This is a genomic window from Bradyrhizobium sp. 155 (assembly GCF_023101105.1).
Taxonomy (GTDB): Bacteria; Pseudomonadota; Alphaproteobacteria; order Rhizobiales; family Xanthobacteraceae; genus Bradyrhizobium; species Bradyrhizobium canariense_D.
The window spans coordinates 2340252-2364281 of record NZ_CP064704.1 but is presented as its reverse complement, the minus strand read 5'-3'; the positions used below and the strand labels follow the sequence as shown (position 1 = coordinate 2364281).

General features: G+C 59.7%; 19 protein-coding genes and 3 pseudogenes. 9 read left to right on the top strand and 13 right to left on the bottom strand.

The window, feature by feature from the left end:
• The first annotated feature begins 280 nt into the window (after window positions 1–280).
• Window positions 281–1688 (top strand): annotated as a pseudogene (locus IVA93_RS11450) (IS30 family transposase).
• A 636-nt stretch (window positions 1689–2324) separates the two neighbouring features.
• Here IVA93_RS11450 and IVA93_RS11445 read toward each other — a convergent pair.
• From IVA93_RS11445 to IVA93_RS11435, 3 genes and pseudogenes are all read right to left on the bottom strand, one after another.
• Window positions 2325–3342: pseudogene (locus tag IVA93_RS11445) on the bottom strand (IS110 family RNA-guided transposase).
• Window positions 3343–3546: 204 nt separating this feature from the next.
• A complete protein-coding gene (locus IVA93_RS41170) occupies window positions 3547–4632 on the bottom strand; it encodes a carbohydrate porin (protein WP_247789777.1) in 1086 nt (361 codons plus the stop codon).
• Entirely contained in the window at window positions 4572–5270 is a 699-nt protein-coding gene (locus IVA93_RS11435) for a carbohydrate porin (protein ID WP_247488346.1), read from the bottom strand. Before IVA93_RS11435 ends, IVA93_RS41170 begins: the two co-directional genes overlap by 61 nt.
• A 52-nt stretch (window positions 5271–5322) precedes the next feature.
• On the opposite strand from IVA93_RS11435, the gene IVA93_RS40910 reads away from it, so the two are divergent.
• Both IVA93_RS40910 and IVA93_RS40905 read left to right on the top strand, forming a co-directional pair.
• Window positions 5323–5607 (top strand): transporter family protein, encoded by a 285-nt coding sequence (locus IVA93_RS40910; RefSeq protein WP_346283629.1) that lies wholly within the window; start codon window positions 5323–5325, stop codon window positions 5605–5607.
• Window positions 5608–5754: 147 nt separating this feature from the next.
• Entirely contained in the window at window positions 5755–6387 is a 633-nt protein-coding gene (locus IVA93_RS40905) for a SphA family protein (RefSeq protein ID WP_346732275.1), read from the top strand.
• A gap of 80 nt (window positions 6388–6467) precedes the next feature.
• On the opposite strand, the gene IVA93_RS11425 is transcribed toward IVA93_RS40905, so the two are convergent.
• Window positions 6468–6680 (bottom strand): hypothetical protein, encoded by a 213-nt coding sequence (locus tag IVA93_RS11425; RefSeq protein ID WP_247488344.1) that lies wholly within the window; start codon window positions 6678–6680, stop codon window positions 6468–6470.
• Between the two features lie 404 nt (window positions 6681–7084).
• On the opposite strand from IVA93_RS11425, the gene IVA93_RS11420 reads away from it, so the two are divergent.
• Complete coding sequence (locus tag IVA93_RS11420; protein WP_247789776.1) at window positions 7085–7987, top strand: GNAT family N-acetyltransferase; 903 nt, start codon at window positions 7085–7087, stop codon at window positions 7985–7987.
• Window positions 7988–8168: 181 nt separating this feature from the next.
• A complete protein-coding gene (locus tag IVA93_RS11415) occupies window positions 8169–8957 on the top strand; it encodes a GGDEF domain-containing protein (RefSeq protein WP_247789775.1) in 789 nt (262 codons plus the stop codon).
• Between the two features lie 671 nt (window positions 8958–9628).
• Here IVA93_RS11415 and IVA93_RS41165 read toward each other — a convergent pair.
• The 7 genes and pseudogenes from IVA93_RS41165 to IVA93_RS11390 all read right to left on the bottom strand — a co-directional run bounded on the left by IVA93_RS41165 (window position 9629) and on the right by IVA93_RS11390 (window position 16780).
• Window positions 9629–9925, bottom strand: coding sequence for a PilZ domain-containing protein (locus IVA93_RS41165; RefSeq protein ID WP_524536858.1), 297 nt, complete (start codon window positions 9923–9925; stop codon window positions 9629–9631).
• 112 nt (window positions 9926–10037) lie between these two features.
• Window positions 10038–10241, bottom strand: a complete 204-nt coding sequence (locus tag IVA93_RS41160; RefSeq protein ID WP_524536857.1) for a DUF6894 family protein — start codon at window positions 10239–10241, stop codon at window positions 10038–10040.
• A 12-nt stretch (window positions 10242–10253) separates the two neighbouring features.
• Window positions 10254–10652 carry a response regulator gene (locus tag IVA93_RS11410; RefSeq protein ID WP_247789917.1) on the bottom strand — a complete coding sequence of 133 codons (399 nt, stop codon included), beginning with the start codon at window positions 10650–10652 and terminating at the stop codon, window positions 10254–10256.
• A 1279-nt stretch (window positions 10653–11931) separates the two neighbouring features.
• Window positions 11932–13139: pseudogene (locus IVA93_RS11405) on the bottom strand (OpgC family protein).
• Between the two features lie 346 nt (window positions 13140–13485).
• Window positions 13486–13743: a hypothetical protein gene (locus IVA93_RS11400; protein ID WP_247488334.1), complete on the bottom strand. Its 258-nt coding sequence runs from the start codon at window positions 13741–13743 to the stop codon at window positions 13486–13488.
• A gap of 98 nt (window positions 13744–13841) precedes the next feature.
• The gene (locus tag IVA93_RS11395) at window positions 13842–14369 is read right to left on the bottom strand and encodes a hypothetical protein (RefSeq protein ID WP_247488332.1); all 528 of its coding nucleotides are present in this window, start codon (window positions 14367–14369) and stop codon (window positions 13842–13844) included.
• Window positions 14370–15004: 635 nt separating this feature from the next.
• Window positions 15005–16780 carry an adenylate/guanylate cyclase domain-containing protein gene (locus IVA93_RS11390; RefSeq protein ID WP_247789774.1) on the bottom strand — a complete coding sequence of 592 codons (1776 nt, stop codon included), beginning with the start codon at window positions 16778–16780 and terminating at the stop codon, window positions 15005–15007.
• Between the two features lie 234 nt (window positions 16781–17014).
• On the opposite strand from IVA93_RS11390, the gene IVA93_RS11385 reads away from it, so the two are divergent.
• A complete protein-coding gene (locus IVA93_RS11385) occupies window positions 17015–17230 on the top strand; it encodes a hypothetical protein (protein ID WP_247540096.1) in 216 nt (71 codons plus the stop codon).
• A 1327-nt stretch (window positions 17231–18557) separates the two neighbouring features.
• On the opposite strand, the gene IVA93_RS11380 is transcribed toward IVA93_RS11385, so the two are convergent.
• Window positions 18558–18791, bottom strand: a complete 234-nt coding sequence (locus tag IVA93_RS11380; protein ID WP_247540098.1) for a hypothetical protein — start codon at window positions 18789–18791, stop codon at window positions 18558–18560.
• A gap of 149 nt (window positions 18792–18940) precedes the next feature.
• Here IVA93_RS11380 and tnpA point away from each other — a divergent pair, with 149 nt between their 5' ends.
• The 3 genes from tnpA to tnpC all read left to right on the top strand — a co-directional run bounded on the left by tnpA (window position 18941) and on the right by tnpC (window position 21339).
• Window positions 18941–19351 (top strand): IS66-like element accessory protein TnpA, encoded by a 411-nt coding sequence (gene tnpA, locus IVA93_RS41155; protein WP_018459976.1) that lies wholly within the window; start codon window positions 18941–18943, stop codon window positions 19349–19351.
• A complete protein-coding gene (tnpB, locus tag IVA93_RS11370) occupies window positions 19348–19695 on the top strand; it encodes an IS66 family insertion sequence element accessory protein TnpB (protein WP_247789773.1) in 348 nt (115 codons plus the stop codon). Before tnpA ends, tnpB begins: the two co-directional genes overlap by 4 nt.
• A 72-nt stretch (window positions 19696–19767) precedes the next feature.
• A complete protein-coding gene (gene tnpC / locus IVA93_RS11365; protein ID WP_247789772.1) occupies window positions 19768–21339 on the top strand; it encodes an IS66 family transposase in 1572 nt (523 codons plus the stop codon).
• Between the two features lie 1656 nt (window positions 21340–22995).
• Here tnpC and IVA93_RS11360 read toward each other — a convergent pair.
• Window positions 22996–23388, bottom strand: a complete 393-nt coding sequence (locus tag IVA93_RS11360) for a hypothetical protein (protein ID WP_247489114.1) — start codon at window positions 23386–23388, stop codon at window positions 22996–22998.
• Between the last annotated feature and the right edge of the window lie 642 nt (window positions 23389–24030).

Below are 24030 nucleotides of genomic sequence, written 5' to 3'. Positions count from 1 at the left end.
GACCAACCGTGAATAGTGTCACGGACGGCTTTAGAGTTGTGCAAACAGAGTTTGGCCCAGATTTCCATTGCGCGACATGCAATGTACCAGTGGCGGGGTAAGGCGTCTCCGCTGGTCAGATGACTTCCGAGTTATTTGCAGCGGTGAGACATGTGCGATAATTGCAAAACCATCGATGATCAGATCCTCCGCTACCGCCGTATTAAGGACCGCATTAACGACCGTCAGACGCAAGGCGGATTCAAGCGGTCGTCGCAACACCTGAACGAAGGAGGTTGCGATGGGCATTCGAAAGCGACGATCACACCGCTCTCGACGAGCACCGTTGGCGTCACCGGGACGGCCGCCGGTAGCGGGGCGATCTGAACTCCAGCGATTCTGGTTGGGGATCGTGCAGGGAATGACCAGCGAGGATGCTGCATTAACGGCTGGTATGTCGCAGCCTGTCGGAACCAGATTGTTCCGACAGGCAGGCGGCATGGCACCAGCGATGTTCAGATCTTCAACCCAGCCGCGGTCCGGGCGGTACCTCTCGTTTGCGGAACGTGAGGAGATCGCACTTCTTCGCGTTCAGGGCCTTTCGAGACGCGAGATCGGACGCCGACTTGGCCGATCCGCCTCGACCATCTCCCGTGAGCTACGACGCAATGCCGCGACGCGCAGCGGCGGCCTGGAGTATCGTGCATCGACAGCCCAATGGCACGCCGAGCGATCGGCCCGTCGGCCCAAACCGACTAAGCTTGCGCTCAACACAACGTTGCGCACTTATCTGGAGCAGCGACTGGCCGGCGTGGTCATGACCCCGAGTGGCGCTGCCGTTCCTGGTCCCGCCGTTCCGTGGAAGGGCCGCCGGCATGGCCCGCGAAAGGATCGGCGATGGGCCAGGGCTTGGAGCCCGGAGCAGATTGCCCGACGCTTGCCGATCGACTTCCCGGACGACAAGACGATGCGCATCAGCCACGAAGCCATCTATCAAGCTCTCTTCGTTCAGGGTCGGGGAGCGCTACGCCGCGAACTGTCAGCCTGCTTGCGAACGGGGCGCGTATTGCGGGTCCCCAGGGCGCGCGTACGCAGGCGAGGCAAGAGCTTTGTCTCGCCGGAGATCATGATCAGCCAACGCCCCGCCGAAGCGGCCGATCGCGCGGTGCCGGGCCACTGGGAGGGAGACCTCATCCTTGGTCTTGGCAGCTCGGCGATCGGCACGCTGGTTGAGCGGACAACACGCTTCACGATGTTGCTGCATCTTCCCCGGCTTGCGGGGCATGGCGAAGCTCCACGCATGAAGAATGGCCCTGCTCTCGCGGGACACGGAGCTGAAGCCGTGCGCGACGCGATTACGCGCACCATCATCACCTTGCCCGAAGAGATGCGTCGTTCGCTGACCTGGGATCAGGGAGCGGAAATGGCTCAGCACGATCGTCTCAAGATCGACGCGGGCGTCCAAGTCTACTTCTGCGATCCGCAAAGCCCCTGGCAGCGTGGCACCAACGAGAACACCAATGGGCTGCTGCGTCAGTACTTCCCGAAAGGCACCGACCTGAGCGTCCACAGCGCCGACGACATCGCCGCCGTGGCCGCGGCCCTCAATGCTCGACCGAGAAAAACTTTGGGTTGGAAAACGCCAGCAGAGGCGCTTGACGAGTTGCTGTCATGAGTGGAACACATTCGGTGTTGCGACAACCGCTTGAATCCGCCCAACAGGCCACGGTCGAAATGATGGCTGAGCTGGAAGCGCGAAAGGCGGCGCTTCATCCGGCAGACAAGTAAGGTGCGCTTCAGCCGGATGCTTGCAGAGCGAATTTGCTACCCACAGAAAGGGCGTACGGTAGCTAGCACCGTCCCTGTTCGGTAGGGCTTGCGGCCACCCGAAATGAATAGGCCGCTTTGGCATTCTAAAGAGTGAGCAATTTTGCTCAGATTCCACGATGCGGATATGCAATTTGTGTCACCATCGGGATTTTGCTCACCCTCCCGGGGCTGGAATGCCGCCGTCCGCGATATATTAAGCGGGCGGCGTTTTTGCTATGAAGGCCGCCTCATGTGTGGATGTATATGGACCGCGCCCGATTGCAACGACCGGCTTGATTGGGATCGACGGCCACAACTGCTGACGTATATCCGGCTTCTTGATGCGGCTGGACAACGTCTCCGCCGCGAGCCGCGATGGTTTTCGCCCGCTTCCACCTCAACGGCCCCGAGACATCGGCGCAAGCCGTGCCGGTCCACACATCAGGTTCGGGAAGCGACGGGGTGACCGTTTCGCCATCTCCTGCCATTTGTTGCAATTGCCGGTGAGACCTCCTTTCCTTGATTGCCGCTTCGCTTCAGGCCGCCTTCACCGAAAGCGCCGGCTCATAAGCCGCGTCGCCTGTGAGCATAGCCCACACGATCCGCGCGTTGTTGTTGGCAAGAGCCACGGCCGCGACATTGGGATGGCGCCGTTGCCGCATCTTGCCGAGCCAGAGGTTTCGCGGATCCTGCTCGCACCGTGTGCGCACTGTTGACCAGCAGGCGACGGAGATAACTGTCCCCTCGCTTGCTAATTCCACCGAGGCGCGCCTTGCCCCCGGTGGAGTTTTGTCTCGGCACTAGCCCGAGCCAGGCGGCAAACTCTCTGCCGCTACGGAATGTGTTGGGATCTGCAACCGTTGCTGCGATGGCCGTGGCGATGATCGGCCCGATGCCTGGAATGGTAGCCAGTCGTTGGCTGACTGGGTTGCTCTCATGCCACGCGAGAACCTGCTTCTCGAGACCAACGATCCGTACCTGAATATCTTCGATGTGGTTGACCATTACCTGCAACACCTGACGGGCAATATCCGGTACACACCCATCATTCTCGTTGGTGACAATCGCAATCAGTTTCGCCACCTTGTGCAGACCCTGCGCCTCGATAAGACCGAACTCGGCCAGGTGCCCACGCAGAGCATTCACCAGCATGGTGCGCTGGCGGACCAGCAAATCTCGAGCCCGATGCATCATGAGCGCCGATTGTTGCTCCGCCGTCTTTATCGGGACGAAGCGCATCGACGGACGCCTAACCGCCTCGCAGATCGCCTCGGCATCGGCCACGTCGTGGTTGTTACGCTTCACATAGGCTTTCACATAGTTGGGCGGCATCAGGCGCGCTTCATGGCCAAGCGCAATCAACTCACGAGCCCAATGGTGCGCCGTCGCGCAGGCTTCGAGGCCGATGAGGCACGGCGGAATCTCGGCAAAGAACGCGAGGACCTGGCTGCGTCGCAGCCGCTTGCGCATCACTACGCTGCCCATCTCGTCGACCGCATGAACCTGGAAGACACTCTTTGCCAGATCAAGACCACTTGTTGTAATATCGCCCATGGATGGCTCCCTTTGCTGGTGATCTCTAACGACCACCATCCTGGCACATCGATGCCGTCAGGGGGCCATCCACCCCATCAGTTGGCGGCCTCTTTCATTTTATCGAATGGCGGCCTAAGGCCCATCGCTACCGTTCATGTCGGCTCAGAGGGTACCTGGCCCTGCTAGCGGCCAGACTTCGTGGCGAATGCGCCGGAGTTATTTTCAATCCGGCTTGAATACCATCTGCCAGCCTTTCCGTGTGTCCATATATTCACGAACCTGCTTGATGCTGTCGCCCGCAACGACGAAGACGAAGCAATAGTCATTTTCATAGGGCTGGCCGCCTGGGAGTGGCTCGCATCCGCTGCTCAACCACGACAATATCGCCATCCGCATGAATGCCGCAACGGCGTACTCGCCTCGCCCGTGATGGTCATCCTCACGGTGCTTGTCCGGAGACCGAAGGTCATGGGCAAGCTCGTCGTCACCGGTCCCCGCTACGGTTTCGGTCGGGCTGCGACCGCCGCGATGGCTCTTCGCTTTGTGGGCATGGCCGCCACGATGTTCATGAGCACATCGTCCTAGAACTTGAGCGTGGTCCTGAGACCGAACACGGACGCGTTCTTGAGAGGCTTGCCGGAAAGCGGGCTCGCCGGCAGCGTGGCGCCACCGCCGGGATGAACGATGTATTGGAAATTGGGCTGTAACGTCCAGCCGTCCTTGACCTGATAATTGGTAAACCGCTGTCAGCAATCCTTCGAAGCTGCGCACTGGCCAAGTCATATCGACCAAAGTCCGATAATCCGCGTCGAGTGCCTGCGCTCGTTTCGAGACGTGGGCATAACCCGCGGCGATCCCGAACTTATCGTCAGGGCGGTCATCGCGCAGGCCGATGAACTCAACGCCCACATCCGCGTAGAGATCGATCAGGTTGCGATCGGCAGGCGAGCCTGCGGCCCTGGCGAACACGCCGATCCCCCGATCATCGCTATGAGGCACGCGGTGGATCTGCTGCTCGAAAACCGCCCACCCTCCGACATCCCCGGACAATAGCAAGGGCTCGCCGCTGCTGCTGGCGGCAGCGGCGAGCGAGACCCCGTTCGACGCGAGCCGCTGATCTGCGAAGGAGCCGAAGTGCCGCCAGCCTCCGAACTTGATCTGGCCGGTCAGGCTCGGGTCGCCCTTCTTGTTATTCCAGGCATACTGAATCTGCCCGAGCAACAGCGGCGCATTCGTTGACGCGGAAATTAAGGCCGTAGCGGTCGCGCTCCTGCGGGTCGGCCGGACCGCCTCCGGCCTGGTCGCCATCGAAGATTCCGCCAAGCACAGCAAGCTGATCGGTTACGTTGACGAGCACCTCCCATGGCGGCCAAAGGCGGCGAGGGTCCACCGCTGGGCAGATTTACCGAGGTGATGGCTGGCCAACCCATCGAGGCGTTGGTGAACACGTCCGTGTACTTGGTGTTGAAGAATTCGCTGTCCGCGGCTAGCTGGCCCAATTTCAGCGAGACCTGCTTCGCACCCCACTGCTTTTCAAAATAGGCGTCGTACAGACGGGTCGACGGCAGAGCCTCGATCCCGCTAACAACGAAGAAGTTCTGCAGGTTACTGCGCGATAGCCCGTCGCCATGGATCAGGAACATGTTGGCGTGAAAGGTGAGCTTGTCGATCCCAATCAGCTTCTGCAAATCGACGTCGACGGCGAGGTTCAGGCGACCTTCGTAGATCGCGCTCTGCTTCAATCCTCCGGACGCGATGCCGAGCACCTCGCCGATGTAGGTCGCCGCGAACTTCACGCCGTACTTCTGCAGCGGATTGGGCAGCAACCCAAGCGTCTTTTCCTCCACCGTGCTCTCTCCCGTGTCGGGATCGGCCGGTTTGTCGTCATCGGTCTTCTTATCCTCTTGCCCAATGGCATTGGTCGCAAGGAACAGAACAACCGCCATCAAAAGCGCCGCTTCTAGTGCATTGGCCGACGAAGGCGGCGTGAGTTTCTGGGTGCCTGGCTTTTTTGGAAGCCTGTCGGCGGCGCCCCAGCAGCCGGGTTGGTCGCTGGCGACCGTCTACTACCACACCTCGGTATCGGCGGGCTCGGATGTGGCCTTGGCGCGTGAACTCCAGACGGGCAGAGTCCCTGCGAACTTGTCGGCCCGCCTGAACGCGAGTCTGACCGGTACCGGCGATCTGGGTTTTGTCATCCCGAGCTACGTGTTCGCAACGCCGGTGCTTGGCGGCCAGGCAACGTTTGCCCTTGTGGGTGCCTATGGCGTCACCAGCGCTTAGCTGGCGGGCACGTTGTCGGGAAACCTCTCGACGCCTGTCGGAAGCATCCCCTTCATGCGGTCCGACAGCTTCAGCGATACCACTTAGGGCTTCGCCGATGTTATTCCTCAATTCTCCCTGCGTTGGAACGCAGGCGTCAACAACTTCATGACCTACGTCACTGGCGACATACCTGTTGGAGCCTATCAGTCCACGAGACTGGCGAATCTGGGCCTCGGCCACGGCGCCATCGATGCCGGCGGCGGGTACACCTACTTCAATCCGGCGACGGGCCCCGAATTATCCGCGGTGCTCGGATTTACGTACAACTTTGTCAACCCGTCGACGCAGTACCAGAGCGGCGTGGACATGCATCTCGACTGGGGCGCGTCGCAATTCCTGACCAAGCAGGTGCAGGTGGGTCTGGTAGGGTACGCCTACAAGGAACTGGGGTGCGACAGCGGCTCTGGCGACCGGGTCGGGTGCTTCCGGTCGCAGGTGTTCGGCGTCGGGCCGCAGTTCGGCTACGTCTTTCCGCTCAGCGAAGGCCTCCACGGGTACGTCAATCTCAAGGGATACGCGGAATTCGGAGGGGCGGCTCGCCCGACCGGGTGGAACAGCTGGCTCACATTTGCCATCTCGCCCGCAGCGGCGCCTCCGCCCCCCGGTACATCGCATGATCACGAAATAGGTTACGGTTCTCGACCGCATTTTTCAGGAGCCACTGACGGCTCTCGTGGCCGTTTCACGGTTCAATTTCGTCCTGAGCGGGGCGCCAGGTTTCGGCATAGCAGCGCCTGAACAGCCTTCGGTTGGAGATGACGCTGACCGAAGACGACGTGCCCACTGTGGAGGAGCCGGCAGGATGAGCCTGCCGCCTGTCAGGCCTCGCCTGGTCCGGTGAAGGTCGAGATCGGTGGCGTCGTGCGCGGCACCAGCAGTGGCCGCTCGGTTACTCCGGATCGGGCAGTCGGGCTGCCCTTGGCATCGTACCGCTTGGCGAGATCCAAGAGGCGACGTCGGGTGAACGGATCGGCCTGCTCGGCGATGTCCCGGACCCGCTGCGCGAGGCTCCGATAGAATTCCTGCTCCATGACGCACCCTCGCAACATCACTGCCCGGAGTTGAGTAGCCTGCGGTCGCGGAGTCAAGAAGCGTCGGCACGCGCATGCAACTTTCCGTGTCGGTCTTGAGATCGCGATGCCGGCGGACGTAGACTGGCCATCGCAGGGGAAATCAGATGCCGGTGTTCTATCCGTCCGGAAGGCCTGCCCTGCGTGCGGCAGGCCGATGAAGGCTGTGCCCGACGAAGTCGCTCATAGGGAATTGCGGTACGTCTGCACCGGTTGTGACGACGACCCGTTGCGCGACTTGAAGCCCGCAAGTGGGCGGACGGGCCGCTGAAGCCTCTGGAGGAGTAGTCCGCGCTGTTGAGGCTGATCCGTCGGCAGTAGGTGTCGAGACCCTTTCGGGGGCCGCGTGGTCGTGGAGTTGTTCGATGACAGTGGTTTACCGGCCCGCCCGCGCGGAAGATCTGGAGTTCGCCGACGCGCTTGTCGTGTCCAGCATCAACGATCTCACGGTCCGCCATGGTTTCGGGCAAATGGCCTCCCCAAGCCAGCCGATCTTTCAGTTGTTCTCACTGGCGGACGATCCCGACGGTCTCTGGGTCGCGGAAGCCGACGGCCGGATCCTGGGCTTCGCCTGGAGCTGGGTCTGCGGCGACATCTGGTTTCTGGCGCAGCTCTTCGTATCTCCCGACCGTCAGGGTGGGAGCATCGGCAACGAGCTGATCAAACGGACGCTGGATCACGCCGAGAAGTCCGGCGCTTGCAACAGGGTTCTGATCACATTTGCCTTCAACGCCGTATCGCAGGGGCTCTACATCCGCCACGGACTGTTTCCGCGATTTCCGATCTACAGCGTCAGCGCGCCCCGGGAGCATTTGGTCGGTCGCCTGAATGGGCCGCAATTCGAATGCGCTCCGCTCGACGAAGAAGCTTCGACGCTGGCTCGCCTCGCGCAGGCGGACGAGCGGGTGCTTGGGATCTCGCGCGAGAAGCACCACCGATATCTCATCAACGACAGCCGGACGCGAGGCTTCAGCCTCTACGATGGAGCTGATTGGCTGGGCTACGCTTACGTCGATGCCGGCGGCCACGCCGGACCTGTCGCGGTGCTGCAGTCCAGCGCGATGGCCACCGCCTTCAGGACGGCGCTGCGCCTCGCCGCAGAGAGCGGCGCCTCGCAGGTGTCGGCATTCTTGCCCGGCTCGAGCGAAGCGGCCCTCTCGGCGGCGCTCGAGTGCGGCATGCGGATCAAGTTTCCGATGCTTCTGATGTCGTCGCGCGATTTCGGCAGTTGGGCCCAGTATCTGCCTCGCAATCCGGGCTTCATGTGACATCGTGTGGTGAGACTCGCAGTGCTGAAATGTCTGCGGCCGGGCCGCTGCGCTTTTCAAGGCGGGCCATCGCAAATTGAGCTTCGTCTTTAGGTCGGCGTTAACGGCGTCTGCGCAGCGGAGCGTGCCTTAACCTGCCGTGAAGGTGAGGGGGCGGATGCTGGTCGCTTTACGCAGAGCCATGGCCAACGACATCATTACGCACCGGGACGCGCTGCGCCACACGATGGGCCGCTCTGCCGTGAGCGTCGGTCTGACCGTCCTCTTGACGTTGTCCCTGTGCTTCCTACAGTTCGGATCCGATCCGGATGCGTTGGTGCGCGTCGGCTTCGTGACCAAATCGTCTATCCTCATCAGCATGATGATTTCGGGGCTGCTGACGGCCGCCCTGAGCTACCGGTCCGCGCTGACGATGCGCGAGCTGGCGCTGACGCGCGCCGAGCTGCAGCGAATCTCCGGCACCGACCAGCTGACCGGACTGCTCAACCGACGTGGCTTCGACCAGGCTGCCGAATCGGCCCTCACCAAGGCGCGCGATGCTAACCTGCCGACCACGGTGCTGATGTGCGACATCGACCGCTTCAAGGCGATCAACGACCAGTTCGGGCACGACTTCGGAGACAAGGTGCTCATCGCGGTCGCGCAGGTGTTGTGCTCCTTCGCCGAGCGAAGGCAGATGCTGGTGGCAAGGCATGGCGGCGAGGAGTTCGCCGTTGTGATGACCGGGGTATCCAGGGAACGCGCTGCCCAATACGCCGAAGATCTGCGGCAGGCCTGCGCCGCCGAAGTAGTCGTCGGCGAAGGTGCCTCGACCAACGTGACGATCAGCATCGGGCTCGCCCAATCCCATGGCGAAATGGATCTGGGCAAGGTCATGCGCATGGCCGATCAGGCGCTCTATGCCGCCAAACACCGAGGTCGCAATCGCGTGGTCCGGGCGGACGTCCTGGCGGACTCGGTCGCGGCGTAGCCCCCCGAACGGACCTCAAACGGCGCGTTCCCGAAGGGTACCAGTTTCTTGATCCGTTCCCATCCGCCACGATGGTACTGGCCTGTTTCCGACGCTAGTGGCCTAGTTCGATTTTGGGAGTGGCCTGATTTGAGTGAGCAATTTTGCTCAGCTTTAATCTGCGATGCCTGCAAAGATCCCGTGGCCGGAACACAAGTCAGAGTGCAATGATGATTAGCATTACACAGTGCCAAAAAGCTGCTGACACTATTCTACACTTTCGAGTCGGGTTAGCCCTTCCGAGGATCGCGCCGCCGTCCTCAAAAACATCGCCAGAACTTTGCGGGGTTTAGCCGGTCAGCTAGATAAACTGGAGTGCCTTGAAAAAAACAGTGCCAAGTAAGGCCGGCGCCCACGTCGGGGCCTTGTCATACCCGATGCCTTAGTGGGCGGCCTCTTTCATTTTGTCGATGTGGTCCATGTCGCCTATTGGCCATCAGCGAAGTAGCCGCGCACCTTGTTGAGGTCCGCTTAGTGAGGCACGGCGGACTAGATCTGCTCAGGCTGAGTTCTTCGCATTTTGACCCTCAATGGACATGCGGGCGTTGTTCCTCAGGAGGCCGCATTTCAAGTCAGCCAGCACACTGGCTGCTCTGCCGAAAGTGCTACTCAGGGCCGGTGCCGAGGCTGCATCACAACGGGACGCATGTGTGTTTGCCGCCTTTGAATTTTACGCCATACAAATGCTCGTCCCTCCACACAACTTCGCACCTCAGAGTACTCTTGAAGCCGTCAACCGACAGGTCAAGCTCATCGGTGAAAATGCGGACCGGAGAGCTAAGGCAGGCTCCTTCTTCGCTGAGATTTCTCACAACACATGGATGAACTCCACGAATGTCGCGAAAGCGGAGCAGCGCGGGTTGATTGACTGAAAGCCGTTTTGAGGCACGACGTTCTAAGATCGGGATACTCCCCCGAGGGCCGTTCATCTTTTTCCTTCCGTGCTGATTTGGAGTGGCTTCCTGGCATGTGTGCGTTGTACTCGGCAGGCTATCGCCGGTTCATAACGGCATGTTACGGAATGCCAATCGGGAATGAATGTTAAAGGGTCAGATAATAAGCGCTGGCGCTATCGTTCCGACTCACGACCACCCATGTATTTTCTCTCAAATGGGGTCGGCTACTTGCTAGTTCTTCAGCAAGTCTTTGAGCCGCACGGAAGGCATCTATTTCGTGCTCAAAGACGAGGCCGCCGGGATCACTGACGTTTTCTGTACCGCAAAGGCCGAAGAAGAATCGCGCCATCTGAGCACCAAGCTAGCCGAAGGGTTCGTCTGGTGCTTTGGGACTCAAGCAGCCGTTGAGGAGGTCGGAAACTGCCGTTACGAGCTGCACGGGCGCGAACGGTTTATGAAGCATTATGCTGTTGGGAACCCCTAGTACCAGCCATTCGTCAGCGGCCACGCCGGACATATAGACCACGGCAAAGCTCGGATCGACCTCACGTGCTGCGCGCGCTACCTCCCAGCCGTTGAACCTTCCCAGCAGATTAATGTCAGTCACGAGGCCGCCGTATGTAACGAGCCCCCCTTTAAGGAGGGGCACGGCTTCCTCGCCGGTACTTGCGACGGCGGTCTCGAAGCCTCCCTCGTTCAGCGCATCCTCAACAAGGCTCTGGATCGCGTCGTCATACTCGATGACAAGGATGGATGGCATTTCCGTCAAGGCTTTCCCCGTACTCGTACTTTCGCTGGATGTTACAAAGTGCACAGAAGCAAAAGGTTCCATAGCCTGGGAAAATTAGGCATACGGGATGTTTAGCAGGCGCGATGTCTCTCTGATTAAGCCGGAGATTGCCTCGCAAGGTAGTGACAAGCAACCAACAAGTCGTAACCACGATCGGGAAATTTCGGCAAGTTGGTTCTAAGGCGAGTCCAGGCGAGAGCAACAAAGATGAAGATGAGCTTGCCGCGTGAACCATCTGCTTCTGGCCAGTCGCGCCGTTCGCTGACAGGGCCGCCGTGTCTGCCGTCAGGAAATAAGCCGACCTAGGCTCAAGTCGGTTCGGAAGTCGGCCTGTGACCAGCTGCCGACCTAAGCTCCAGCCGTTGTGACGTCGGGTCTTGAACTGCCTGCTTGGTCAGGCCTTCATGTCCACCATTGAAGTCATCTAAGGACTGAAAGCGTTAAACTACATCGTCCCGAGCCGTGGAACCAATTCGACGCCGCACTGTAATCTACCAAGAACGCGCAGCTAAGCCGGAGACAGACCCGCTAAACCACTAAGTTAGGGTGTGCGCCAACTAAGAGTGGCGGTCCAGCGACCCACACCAACTGGAGGATCAGGAATGTTGCAAGGAATGCGAAAATTTGTGTTCGGCGCCGCAGCGGCAGCTGCTCTTTTTGTAATTCCGGTCTCGGCCTTTTCCCAATCCCTTGAGATTGGACCGGGAGGCGTGCGTATGGGGGGCGGGGAATGCGAGCAACTGCGGCGTGCCTGCGAAAGTAAGGACATGCTCGGCGAGCGGGGCGAGGGAAATTGCCGCAGATACCGGGAGACCTGCCAACGACCAGTTCGGAGGGATGCGTGTGCCGAATTGCGACAAGCCTGCCTCAACAAGGACGAATTGGGCGAACGAGGCGAAGGAAATTGCCGCAGGTATCGCCAGACCTGCAGAGGGCGCTTGTAAGGGGTCGCTAATTGTCAGTTGTTTGCCATCGGCCGTCGCTCGGCACCTCTGCCGAGCACAGCTCACCCGAAGCCCACCATTGAGGCGGCCTTCTTTCATATCGGCCTCACGTGCGACGTCCGGCCCATGGCTTCCGTTGACGCCGCGTCGCTGCATGTCAGCTCAAGAGCACAGACCAGAAGGGGCGCCGCTTTGGCGGCTTGTGAACCCAAGGCGGACTCTCACCCCCAAGCGAACTGCCACTGCATCCGCTGCGTCGTAAGTGGTGGCGATTCTAATCAGGTTACGGCGTTTCCTTACCATTCTCAGGAGATCATAGTCTTCCCGCCGATCGTGTTTGCCGCCGGTTTGATCCGGATCGAGTTCAGGAACGTTGCGGCCGCAATCATGACCAAGATGCCAGCGAGACTCAGCGTGATCTGCATGGCAAGCCCATCCGAGATATCAATCAGTACGATGTGGCCGGCAAGCGCCAGCAGGATGCCGATGCAATAGATTGCCAGGGAGTTCTCGCCACAGCGGATCGCCCCACGCATGACCGGAGTCGTAAGCCAACGCCAATCGCGAGGCACGACCCACGCAACCAGAATCGCGAGAGCAACAAAATGCAGCAGGCGCAACGGCGCGAGATTCGATTTGTCCGGCGGGTAAACCAGCTCAGCCAGCATTTGTGAAACCACGGGTCCAATGCTCCAACTCAATGCGATCGTCAGGTCGAAAACCAGGTAGAGAATGGCAATTGCAAGCGCCGTGCGCGAGGTCACCCACGGCCAAAACGTCTTGCCCTCGATGACCCACCAGGCACCAAGAACAACCAGCAGCTGCCAAGCCAGCGGATTGAAGAACCAGACGTCATTGTGCCATGCCGGGACGGACCAACCGAAGACGTGCACCAGCGCATAAAGCAAAGCGACGCGCCAAGCATTACGTTCGGCATTCGCAGCATCAGCCACAGCAACGGTGCGAATAGAAGATGATAAATCACGAAAAGCGGCAAGACATCGGAGTTGACTGGGCGGTATTGCAGGATCGCTGCATGGGCGAGCGCCGCGCCCGGCTGTTCCAGCAGAATGCGCGTGTTGCTTTCGTCGGCAATCCTGCCGCCGCCGGCGAGGTAACCCATGATGGCGCAAGCGAGAGTGAGCAGCAGAAATGCCGCATAGATGTCCCAGCTTCGCCACAGCGTACGGCTGACCACACTCGGCCAACCATCGCACCGACTTGCCTTGCCGTAAGCCAGCGCGCAGGTCACACCCGAGAGGAACATGAACACTTCCGCGGTATCGCTAAAACCATAATTCCGCAGCGTCAGCCAGCTTCCGATGTTGTTGGGGACATGGTCAAGAAAGATGCACCATAGCGCGATGCCACGGCACGCATCGATGCGCAAGTCCCGGCGAAACCGTTTCAGCACTGGTAGCGCGCCCACCACTGACTGCGCGGGAATCGCAAGCAACTCGGATTCACGTAGCGGCTGCTGACCGCGCAACGCCTTGCTTTCGATCTCCACCATCATCCGCCGGAAGCTTGGCGAGGGCATGTCGCGATGCTTGTCGATGTCAACAGGCACATCATTTTCGGGACACCAGCGCATCGTCTCGCGAGCTATGGATAGTTCGGTCGAACTGATCACTACCATCTCAACGGCAGGACTACGTGGCGGGGCAGGCACGATCATCCTGGTGGCGACGCACCGAAGGGATGGAATTAACGAGCCTTCCATCAACTCTTCGTCGGTAATGACCTCATACGAGCCCGCCGGTAGCAGCCGCTCGATGCTTGCGATCCGGAATGGATACTTGAAAACCACCGTTTCACATCGCGATCGGACCGCTGTCATCGTCATTCCCGCACATTGGCTACGGGACGCCGCCGCCATAGCGGCGACGTTCGTTGACGTTTGCGAATGCCGCAAGCCGCAGTTCGCTTTGATCACGCTCACCAGTCGCCGCACGAGCGAGGATGTTTTGCGCAACCTGCAAACGGTTGGAGGTTGTGAGCAGTCTAGGTGAGAATGAACCTATCGCATCCTCAAAAACCGTTCTGAAGCTGGCGAGCTCTTCTGGAGAGAAGTTCGCAAGCTCTTCTGGAGGATAGGCAACACGTTGACTACTCATTCAATGACTTTCTTTGTTTGCTCCGTCTTGTCCGTGTGCCTCTCACTGTCGCGCCGCTCAAACAAAGACCAGTGGCGTCAGAGCAATTGCAGCGTCAGTTACTCGCCATCATCTTCGAGCACGCCGTTGCGAGCGATGGAGCCGGCCGCAATTTGAAGCGAAGAACCAATCGCCCAACAGCATGCGATCAGAATGATCGAACCTTGAGACAGGACCTGATCAACGACAATCATGCTGACAGACAGAAACGCCGCAATCGCGGCAACGAATGTGCCTGCCGCACTGAAGATCTGAGCCGCATCGGTGCCACGGTTCCGCTCTTCCGGGAGTCTCGAAGTCGCTCCCTGAACAGGACGGCCAGGCAGATCGATGCCGATATAGAAGCTGAAAGCTCCGTAGAGCATCATCAACAAGATGAACCAGCCGCTTCCAAACAGTTCGTTTTCCAGGCGCATCAATGCTGCGGCCACGTATAGGCCGCACGAGCCTCCAACCGTAGCGAGTCCAATCCTTTCAAAGAGATGAGCCGATTTGATGAGAGCAGCCGGAGCTACCCATATGGTCGCCGCGACATAAGTGTACTTTGCTACAGATAACGCACTGGGAACTACATTGCTCATTTTCATGTTGTTCCTCCTTTAACCGGGTGGCCGACGGCGCGCGTCGCGGTCAGCAGACCGCGAGCGTGAGACGTGTTTGGGACAGCAATTTTGGAAAGAGTTTGCCTACCGACGGCACTGGGCTGCACTTAAGTGGAGGCGGAGACTTCGGTGGGTCGCCGTTTTGTGCAGCTGTCAGGCAAGTAATCCGCTTGACTGCTGCAAAACGCTACTCCGTTTCGGGTCCAACGCCTAATGAATAACGACTGCAAGTCGAGACGGTGTGAAAATTCTGCCGGTGTCGACGAAACTCTCTTGAGCTAGCAATTTCACAAACGAAGGTATCGCGGCACGATTATCAACGATGAGCAGTCCTGCCGGATCGCACGGTTTGCAGGAATCCATCGTGTTAAGGGCCCACGCGGGAAGAACTTCTCGATGGTCGTTGGAAATTTCCAGAGGAGGTGAGGCGCGATAAGCCCGTTGTTGGACCGAAGGCGTAGATCGCGATCGGGTCGGTCGGGAGTTGAGGCGAGACCGGACATGGCGGCGAAGCAAGCAATTCGACGCTGTTGACCTTAGCAGGCAACTCGTCCCGCTGGGCCACCCCTGCGGGATTCTCCTGATTTGCTAGAACTACTTTGCCGCTTGCCCGTACAAACCTATTTGCCTTCTGGGACGCCCGCCAAGCTTAGGCCCTCGTAGATGCGCTCGCGTTGAGCCAGGAAGGACGGGTTTTCACTGCGTCGCTCGTTTCGAAATCTTGCAACAGTAAAGTGCGGGTCCAGCTCGAGGCCGGCATTCCGCTCCTCCCGCGCATCGGCAGCGCGGCCGCTCAGCGCGAACGCCGCGGCTAGAAAAAAGTGAGCCATCGCGACGTTCGGATTCATTTCGACCGATTTGCGGAGCCGATCCAACGCTGAGTTGAGCCTGCCGAGGAACAGGTCGGCGATACCGAGTAGGGCATACCAGCGATCGAGCGCAGGGTCCCGTGGGCTAAGCCGGATCGCCTTTGTGAGGTCAGCTTCTGCCTCTTCAGCTCGCCCCAGTAGTACCTTAAGAAAGCCTGCATCAGCATGGGCCCAAGCCAGATTACGATCGAGCGCAATAGCGAACTGAAGTTCGCGCAGCGCGCGTTCCGTCGCGCCTGAGACATGGAGGAGATTGGCGTGAACGAAATGGGCTAAAGCGTTGGACGGAGCGAGCCTCAGTGCCTCAGTGATGGCCATCTGGGCGATGCGTAGCTGTTCGTCCCGATTGGTCGAGGCGAAGGTGCGAAGGTCATTACCATGGTAGAAAGCAAGACCGACCAACGCCTCGACGTTGCAATCGTCCAACCGGAGCGCCGCCTCGAACAGGTCACACGCGGCGCTGTCGCGGCGCAGCGACAAGGGTTGGTTGAGGATTGCCCAGCCGCGCATGGCCAAGTCCCCGGCATCCATATTGTTCGGTCGTTCGCGTTCGGCGCGGCGGCCCTCTGCGGCAACGAGCTCGACACCCACCGTCCGGGCGAGGCGCGTGGTGATTTCGTCCTGCATGTCGAAGATGTCGGCGCGCGGCTTGTCGAAGCGCTCAGCCCAGAGGTGTGCGCCGGTTTCCGTGTCGATGAGCTGCGCGTTGACACGAATGCGGGCCTCGCCACCTTGCACGCTGCCTTCCAACACGTAGCGCACACCAAGTTCTCGCCCGATCACCCGGACGTCCACTGGCTTGCCTTTGAAAGTGAAGGCAGTGTTGCGAGCTATGACAAAGGCGCCAGGAATACGCGACAGGTCGGTTGTGAGGCTTTCAGTGACACCGTCGACGAAGTAGTCCTGCTCGCTGTTGCCATCGAGATTGACGAAGGGCAAGACAACGATAGAGAGTCGCGGTGCGACGGTCGTGTGCGGCGCTGCTGCTGCGGGTTGCGCGGGTGAAATCGAATAGATCTGCACCAGCTCGGCGATGTTCTTTAGCTGCTGCCGACCGCGATCTTGCGCGGTGATATCCATTTTGCCACGCACCTGGTCATAGACTGCACTAGAAAGGCAAATACCACCAGGGTCGGCAGTGCCCTCCAATCGCGCCGCCACATTGACGCCGTCGCCCATGAGGTCGCCATCGTCCTCCACGACCACGTCACCGAGATTGATTCCGATGCGGAACTCAATGCGCCTATCCTGTACGAGGCCAGAATTGCTCTCGGCCATGGCCTGTTGCATACCGATCGCCGAACGAACTGCATCCACAACCGAGGCGAACTCGGCCAGCAAGCCATCCCCAGTAGTTTTGACGATACGCCCGCGATGGGCGGCGATCATAGGATTGATGAGGTCATTGCGGACGGTCCGGAGGCGATCGAGCGTGCCTTCCTCGTCAATCCCCACAAGCCGACTATAGCCGACTGCATCAGCCGCGAGGATCGTCGTCAGCCGTCGGTTTGGCCGCTCGATCGCCAAAGCTCTCTCCTGGCTCGTTCGGGGCTAGTCTACGCATTTGGTTGCAGGTGCCAAGGGATCCGGCGATGACCAAGACCCGAAGCGGCCATGCGGCCGATCCGCAAACCGAAGGACTACTCGTCTGCATTAATATTTGCAGTATGAGCAATATTGACCAGTAAAGCACACTGCCACAGTGCCACACTGCCACATTCGTGATTTTCGTAGTAGAGTTCCATTAATTGGAGGTATCCGATGAGTTCTCTTAAGCGGCGCATTGAAGCCGCCGTGGACTCGCGGATTGCAGCCCTGACCGAAGTGCGAATTGCAGCCGTCGCAGCGACGGCAGCTAATTTAAGAACTCAGTTGAACGAATTGCACCAACTGCGCGATCAGATCAGAGAGTCTACGCTGGGATCGCGGGCGACGACTATTGGCGGACGAGGCAGCGAAGCGAGCCGCTCGGACTGAGGTGACCGAAGAAATGACCTCGCCGTTGCACCAGGGCGGCTACGTGACAATACGTAGTCCTGTTCGTTTTCATGCAGCGGCCACAATTGTTAACTAGAGTAGCTCCATCATCGGCCTATCTTCCGCAGCTATCCGATGACAGTGAGCAGAAGACTCGCGCGTTTTCAGCGTGAGTAGCATGCCAAAAAACCCTCCCCGACCGATCTGCCCTAACTGCGGTACGCCGATGCACTTCGTGATCGTCAGGACAGGCGGTCGCAAGTTTCGGTGTATCAAGTGCGACGACATCGATCCAATGCAGGTCCCGGATTTTCAAGCATGGACCAACAGCGAATTGCGCCCGCCGAAAACGACATGAAAGGCACCATGTACAACATCGGGCAATCCTTTCGGCACGATGGGAGCCATGGGACTGCGCCGCAAGGTCTCAGTCTTCCGGTGTGAACACTGCCCGCGAATAGAGGTCCAGAAGGAGTATGGCCGCCTCACGTGGTTTGCTTTAGTGAGCAATTTTGCTCAGACTCCACGATTCGGATGTACAATTTGCCAGCACCGGTTTTGCTCACGCTCCCGGGCTGCCGCCGTCCGCGCTTATTTAAGCCGGGCGGCCTTTTTGCCATGAAGAACGGTTGCCTAGCTAAAGTCGCTTCCCATATGGTACCGTCGCCCCCTCATAGGAGTGGAAGAGAGGCAGGCAGCAGGCGCACGCCCGTGACCATGGGAGCGTCGCTCGGAAAGCTCTGTGCTGAAGTGCGTAGACACTATGGAGGGCATAAAGTGCAGTTCGCGCGCTGGGAGCGCTGAAATTGAAATTGAGGGAAAACGTCCGGCTCAGATCACGCCCACAATGATCAAAACTCCGACCTCGACCAGTAGGAGCGTACCCGTCGCTGCGGAGATGAAAAACCAATCACCTAATGACAGGAACTGCATGATTCGCCTCCCAATTTGCCAAAGAAAAGAAGCGGCCCCTACATCCTTTTGACGGCGTAAGCTGGGGGCAGGATGATGGGGCCGCTTCCAGGAGGTCCTTGACGCGTTCGTCCGGCGCCAAGCATTCGCATCCTAATCCAAATTTAAACCTCGTCCATGATTTAATTTATTTAATTCTCGTTTTATTATTTAGTAGTTAATCCGACGACATTTGCAAAGATTGCAAGCCGCCGATCCCCTAGTGGAGCGAGCCGGGGATTGGCTTTTGGCGGCGAGCTATCTATCTGCTTGGTCGCGCCATCCGAGCGGCGAGCTCGGGCCTTACATAGATCGGGCGGCCGCCGCATGGGTCGGAGGGGTTCGTATCGACGCCCACAAATGGAAAGGGATTGGGTCAGCGACGATCTGGACGCACGTGGAGGGGCACGACTTTATCCATGTCGCTGTGACCGGAGCGCCGGCTTTGCAGCTTCACCACCTGCTCGAGTTCGAGAGCCTCTATGGCGAGCTCATCTGCCAAGCGTTCGAAAAGTGCGCGCTTTTGCGGGTCGCTCGATCGTCTGCTCATAAGGACAAAATCCGCGGCATCGGTGCGGAGTTTGTCCAATTTTTCCCTTAGGTCCGCCATGGTATCGGCCCCGTCCTAGACCTACCTCGTCATGCGTGACGGGATGCAGGTCAACGGCGGAACACGCTATGGGTTCTTCGTTAACCGATTGGTATGCGTCCGGTGAAGGCCGCCTTGCCGAATGAGGCTTGTTGTTGAGAACTGTCCTTATGGACAGTGATAGGCGCAGTGCCCAAGTCGAACGGCTCGAAGTAGTGGACACAGGCCGGCGGCGGCGCTGGTCCGAGGATGAGAAGCTCAAAATCGTCCTCGAGAGCTTACAAGCGCCGCGCCAGGTCGCTGCGACGGCGCGGCGATATGGCGTTTCGCGCTCACTGCTCCTGCGATGGCGACGGTCGTTTCGGCCTGAGCCGAAGGATGCCGCCCATCAACCTGGCTTCGTACCGGCGATGGTGGTGGCGGAATCAGGTCCGGCGCCCTGTCCGGTCACGCCGGCCAGCAGCGGCGGGTCGATCGAGATCGAGTTTGCTGCCGGGGCTCGGATGCGGATCATGGGTACGGTCGACGCGGCGACGCTAAAGGCCGCGGTGGCGGCGCTGGCAGATGGACGCCTACGGTGATCCCTATTGCGTCAGGCGTGCGGGTGTGGATTGCGACCGGCCACACCGATATGCGTCGGGGCATGAACTCGCTGGGCTTACTGGTGCAGGAAGCCTTTAAGCGAGACCCACACGGCGGCGACCTCTATGTGTTCCGTGGCAAAAGCGGCAAGCTGATCAAGATCCTTTGGCACGATGGACTGGGCATGTCGCTTTATGCCAAGCGGCTGGAGCGCGGCCGCTTCCTGTGGCCATCGCCGGCTGATGGCGTCGTGACAATTACCCCAGCCCAGCTTGGCTACCTGCTGAAGGGCATCGACTGGCGGATGCCGCAACATACCTGGCGACCGCAGGCGGCCGGCTGATCGCTGTGATTTGAATCGCCGGCGCGACCAGCAGTTCGGACAGAGACCGCGTCTTGTGATTCTCTGGTCTCGATGGGCGCCGATGATTCTCTTCCTGATGATGTGACTACGCTGCAGGCGATGCTGCTCGCCGAGCGAGCGGCCCGGTTGGCCGCAGAAGCCGAGGCCCATGCGGGGACCTTGTTGATCGAGAAGCTCAAGCTCACGATCAAGAAGCTGCGGCACGAGCAGTTCGGACAGTCCTCCGAGCGAGGCGCATTGCTGGACCAGCTCGAGCTACAGCTCGCCGACCTGGAGGAGAACGCGGCGCAAGCTGAGAGCGCGACGCAGATGGCAGCCGACAAGATTACGGTGCCATCGTTCGAGCGTCGCAAGCCGGCCCGTCGTCCGCTGCCGGAGCATTTGCAGCGGGAGCGCATTGTCTACCCGGTGCCTGCCAGCTGCCCATGCTGCGGCGACAGCCGATTGCGCAAAATTGGGGAGGACGTGACCGAGACGCTGGAGCTCGTTCCGCGCCAGTGGAAGGTGATCCAGCACGTGCGCGAGAAGCTTGTCTGCCGGGCCTGCGAAGCGATCACCCAGCCGCCGGCTCCTTCGCACCCGATTACGCGCGGGCGTGCAGGACCCAAGCTGCTGGCTCATGTCCTGTTCGCCAAGTACGGCCTTCACCTGCCGCTTCATCGTCAGAGCGACGTCTACCAGCGTGAGGGCATCGACCTCGACGTCTCGACGCTCGCGGACTGGGTAGGTGCCTCCGCCGCAAACCTGATGCCTCTGGTCGATGCGATCCGGAGCCACGTCTTCGCAGCCGAGCGCATCCACGCCGATGACACCACGGTGCCGGTCCTGGCCAAGGGCAAGACCCGGACCGGACGGCTCTGGACCTACGTGCGCGACGACCGTCCGTTTGCCGGCCCAGATCCGCCGGCGGCCGTGTTCTTCTACTCGCCCGATCGTGGCGGTGCGCATCCGGAGCAGCATCTGGCAGGTTATGCCGGACTGATGCAGGCCGACGCCTACGCCGGCTTTGGCAGGCTCTATGAGGCCAATCGCAAAGGCGGCCCGATCGTCGAGGCCGCGTGCTGGGCGCACGGCAGGCGCAAGTTCTTTGATCTGGCACGGCTCAGCAAGGCGCCGATCGCGGCCGAGGCGGTCAAGCGCGTCGACGTCCTGTTCGCCATCGAGCGCGAGATCAACGGACTTCCTGCGCAGGAGCGTCTGCGTGTGCGCCAGGAGCGTAGCCGCCCCCTGATCGACGAGCTGGAGGTGTGGTTGCGCGAGCAGCGCGCCAAGCTCTCCAGGAACAACGACACGACGAAGGCGATCAATTACTGCCTCAGCCGCTGGGATGCATTTAGCCGCTTCCTTGATGACGGGCGGCTTTGCATGTCGAACAATGCTGCTGAACGTGAGCTACGGGCCGTCGCCATCGGGCGAAAAAATTGGACCTTCGCCGGGTCCGATGAGGGCGCTCGGCGTGCTGCTGCCATCTACAGCCTCATCGCCACCGCAAAGCTCAACGACGTCGACCCGCAGGCTTGGCTTGCCGACGTGCTGGCCCGCCTACCTGATCACTCTGCCAAGCGCATTGACCAACTGCTGCCTTGGAATTGGCAGCCCAAAAACGTCGCTCACGCAGCTTGAGCGCGATCAGCCTTCCCGAAAGCGGCCTGCCGGGGTCTTCGCCGGATGCGTACACCGATTGTTAGGCCGACGTTCGTGAAGGCCGAGATGTGTGAACGAGCACCCGCTAGCTTTGCCGAGCGCGCGTCTGCGGCTATCCGATCAATGCTTCAGTGCGCACACGTGGTCACGAGCAGCATGGTCCGGCTGCATTGCCAATCGGATCCCAACATTGGTTCAGGGACTCCACGAGGAGTACCGATGGCCATAGTAGTACCAGCCGCCGCCAGAACAGCGGCGGTCAGCGCGAGCATTCGATAGGTTGCCAAGTTCCACTTCATTGCGCTTCCCTCCAGTGGAAGCGCGCACGCTACGCTCGGTGATACCCTGCCGGTTGTGAACTACTTCACACAATGCGCATCACAGCCGTGTGCAGGAGGCCCGCCGGCACGAATTGGTGGGCATTGTTCGCCAACGTCGCGCTTCCCTAGCGTTGACGATTGACTCTGACGACGACGCCGCTTGGCTAAAATCATAGTCGAGGTCGCTGGCGATGTCCCGAGCGACGCGCGCGCCGTATTGGACGGCTAGTTGAGCCGAGCCAAATAGCTCCCCCACATCGTCCGCATGTGGCTCTCCCTTGTGAAAAATCGGGAAGTAGTAACGTCGCATAGCCGCGGCCCTCGTCCTTTAGCGCGATCATGCCCACGGCTCAGGACGGCCTACACCTGTCGAAAAGGACAGCGTCCGTCAAACAGCGCCATTCACGAGGCATTTGCGAACCGCGCAACACGTGTTAGACCGCGCTCCTATCAACGAAGGAGCGCCAAGTTGGCCAAGAAGAAAAAAGGTTTCGTCGCGAGTGGACGAAAGACGACCTGAAGACGCTGAAGTTACTTGCGAAGCAAAAGACTGGTGTCACGAAGATCGCAAAGAAATTGAAGCGAACGCCGGGCGCGACGGCGGCTAAGGCATTTGTTCTTGGCTTGTCGCTCACGCAATAGACCGGCACCTACTCGATCATCCGACAGTGCTCTCGCTCCACGCAACCTCCATCTGACAGGATGCGCGCGATGCGACGTGCGTTTCTGGGCGCCGTCGATCGCGCGCAGTATGTTCGTTACGCATTTCCGACTATGCAGATATCGTGTTTCGCGCGTTGAGGCAGTTGCTATTGCGAGGTGCGGTAAGCGTTGCAGGCGCCGCTTTGACGGCCGTCTGCATCGCTGGTGTCCTGTCGTTGGTTGCGACGTACTTTCCGACCAAAGAGCAAACAGTCGTCGAAAACATTGCTCTCAAAAGCGGTTCGTACCCAGCCGTTGCGGCACGAGGGTGAGCGCTGAGCACTAGCGGGAACAGCGACGTTTTCCAGGATCGGATATCCCCACTGGGTGATCGTCGCAGGAGTTGTCCTCGGGCTGGCGCGATTGATCGGATGGGCGTTTCAAAGAAACCGCAAGCGGCGGAAGAAGTGCGAGAACCCCGCAGTACTGATCAACTGGCCGTCGGACCGGAGGCGAGTCCCAAATCGCGTTGAGAGGACCACTCTCAAGGGCAGGTTAATTGGTCACTAACGTTGACGCGCGTCGCTGTTTCGTTCTCTGTGTTGAAGATGTTCGCGAAAGGTTTTTCCCACTTTCGGAAAGAAATTTCCGGCACCGAACTAAGCGCCAACATCTATCGCTTTGTGCGTGAGTTCTGACGGGCAGTCGCGGCGCTCTCCGCGTTCGCCGATGCCAGCCCATCAACGCGTGCGCCTAGTGCGCCTAGTTGATCTGACATTAGCTTGCGATTACTGCCTTCCGAGGCAATTTTGCGCTGGACCTCCGCAATCCGGTCCACAAGGCTTTGCTGGCTTGACTGAATGTCTTTCACCGTCTGCTCAAGAGCTGCTACCGCCCTCTTTGTTTGTTCGACGCCAGAATCTTGACGAATAGCAGTCGCTGCCTGTAGGGCATCAATTCTGTTACTCATCCAAACGAACATGCCTCCAGCCAACACAACAATCAACGCGACCACGAGCCAAGGCAACACCTGACGGTGCGTGCGGGCAGATTCTGTTGGTTCCATCACGGCTCCTAGGAGGAACGCAACTCCGTCATACACCCTGAATCGGACTTAGTTGCGACCGCCGCCCCTGTGTTGCCTGCAACATGCTGTGCGGGCTCAAAGGAGCAAGTCTGCGGCAGCCAAGCGTGCAGAGCGAGAGGCATTGAAGGAAGAGCCGGCTGACCGGACTGAGGAAGCCGAGCAAGCAATCGGAAGTCTTGGGAAGGTACTGTGGTCAATTGCCAACGCTCGTCCGGTCTTCGAAATCGCCGAACAGAAGATTGCGGGGTCCTTTAGCGAGCGCCAACCGCAGGCTCCTAAGTACCTCGAATAACCCCCTCTGCCGCGAATCAAGCTGCCCGACACAGTTCGTTCGGCACCCGCCGCGGCGTGGTCGTCGTGTTCGGCCTTGGCGATTGCCCCTCAAGCTGGGGGCCGCTGCTCGTCCACTAAGACCAGCGCGAAGCACCGCTCGCCGGGCTTGGCGTCGGCGGGCGTACGGCCACCAACAACTCTGCCCCTTTGTCAGTAGGCGGGTTGAAATTTCTCATTTTGGGGATACGCAACTTTCCCATGGGCCGCTCGTATGTAGTGCGCGCTGGGAAGACTGGCCGCCCCTAGGCCCCGGCCGGTGGCGCTAAATGGCGCGATGCATCGCAGCGA

Bases quoted from the DNA above. Each gene is read 5' to 3' on its own strand.
- tnpA (WP_018459976.1), top strand. From the start codon at position 18,941: ATGGACAGTGATAGGCGCAGTGCCCAAGTCGAACGGCTCGAAGTAGTG.
- IVA93_RS11415 (WP_247789775.1), top strand. From the start codon at position 8,169: ATGGCCAACGACATCATTACGCACCGGGACGCGCTGCGCCACACGATG.
- IVA93_RS11400 (WP_247488334.1), bottom strand. From the start codon at position 13,743: ATGAGTAGTCAACGTGTTGCCTATCCTCCAGAAGAGCTTGCGAACTTC.
- IVA93_RS41170 (WP_247789777.1), bottom strand. From the start codon at position 4,632: ATGGCGACCAGGCCGGAGGCGGTCCGGCCGACCCGCAGGAGCGCGACC.
- IVA93_RS41165 (WP_524536858.1), bottom strand. From the start codon at position 9,925: ATGAACGGCCCTCGGGGGAGTATCCCGATCTTAGAACGTCGTGCCTCA.
- IVA93_RS11380 (WP_247540098.1), bottom strand. From the start codon at position 18,791: ATGGCGGACCTAAGGGAAAAATTGGACAAACTCCGCACCGATGCCGCG.
- IVA93_RS40905 (WP_346732275.1), top strand. From the start codon at position 5,755: ATGACCTACGTCACTGGCGACATACCTGTTGGAGCCTATCAGTCCACG.
- IVA93_RS41160 (WP_524536857.1), bottom strand. From the start codon at position 10,241: ATGGCGCGATTCTTCTTCGGCCTTTGCGGTACAGAAAACGTCAGTGAT.
- IVA93_RS11395 (WP_247488332.1), bottom strand. From the start codon at position 14,369: ATGAAAATGAGCAATGTAGTTCCCAGTGCGTTATCTGTAGCAAAGTAC.
- IVA93_RS11435 (WP_247488346.1), bottom strand. From the start codon at position 5,270: ATGGCGGTTGTTCTGTTCCTTGCGACCAATGCCATTGGGCAAGAGGAT.
- IVA93_RS11425 (WP_247488344.1), bottom strand. From the start codon at position 6,680: ATGGAGCAGGAATTCTATCGGAGCCTCGCGCAGCGGGTCCGGGACATC.
- IVA93_RS11420 (WP_247789776.1), top strand. From the start codon at position 7,085: ATGACAGTGGTTTACCGGCCCGCCCGCGCGGAAGATCTGGAGTTCGCC.
- IVA93_RS11410 (WP_247789917.1), bottom strand. From the start codon at position 10,652: ATGCCATCCATCCTTGTCATCGAGTATGACGACGCGATCCAGAGCCTT.
- tnpC (WP_247789772.1), top strand. From the start codon at position 19,768: ATGGGCGCCGATGATTCTCTTCCTGATGATGTGACTACGCTGCAGGCG.
- IVA93_RS11360 (WP_247489114.1), bottom strand. From the start codon at position 23,388: ATGGAACCAACAGAATCTGCCCGCACGCACCGTCAGGTGTTGCCTTGG.
- IVA93_RS11385 (WP_247540096.1), top strand. From the start codon at position 17,015: ATGAGTTCTCTTAAGCGGCGCATTGAAGCCGCCGTGGACTCGCGGATT.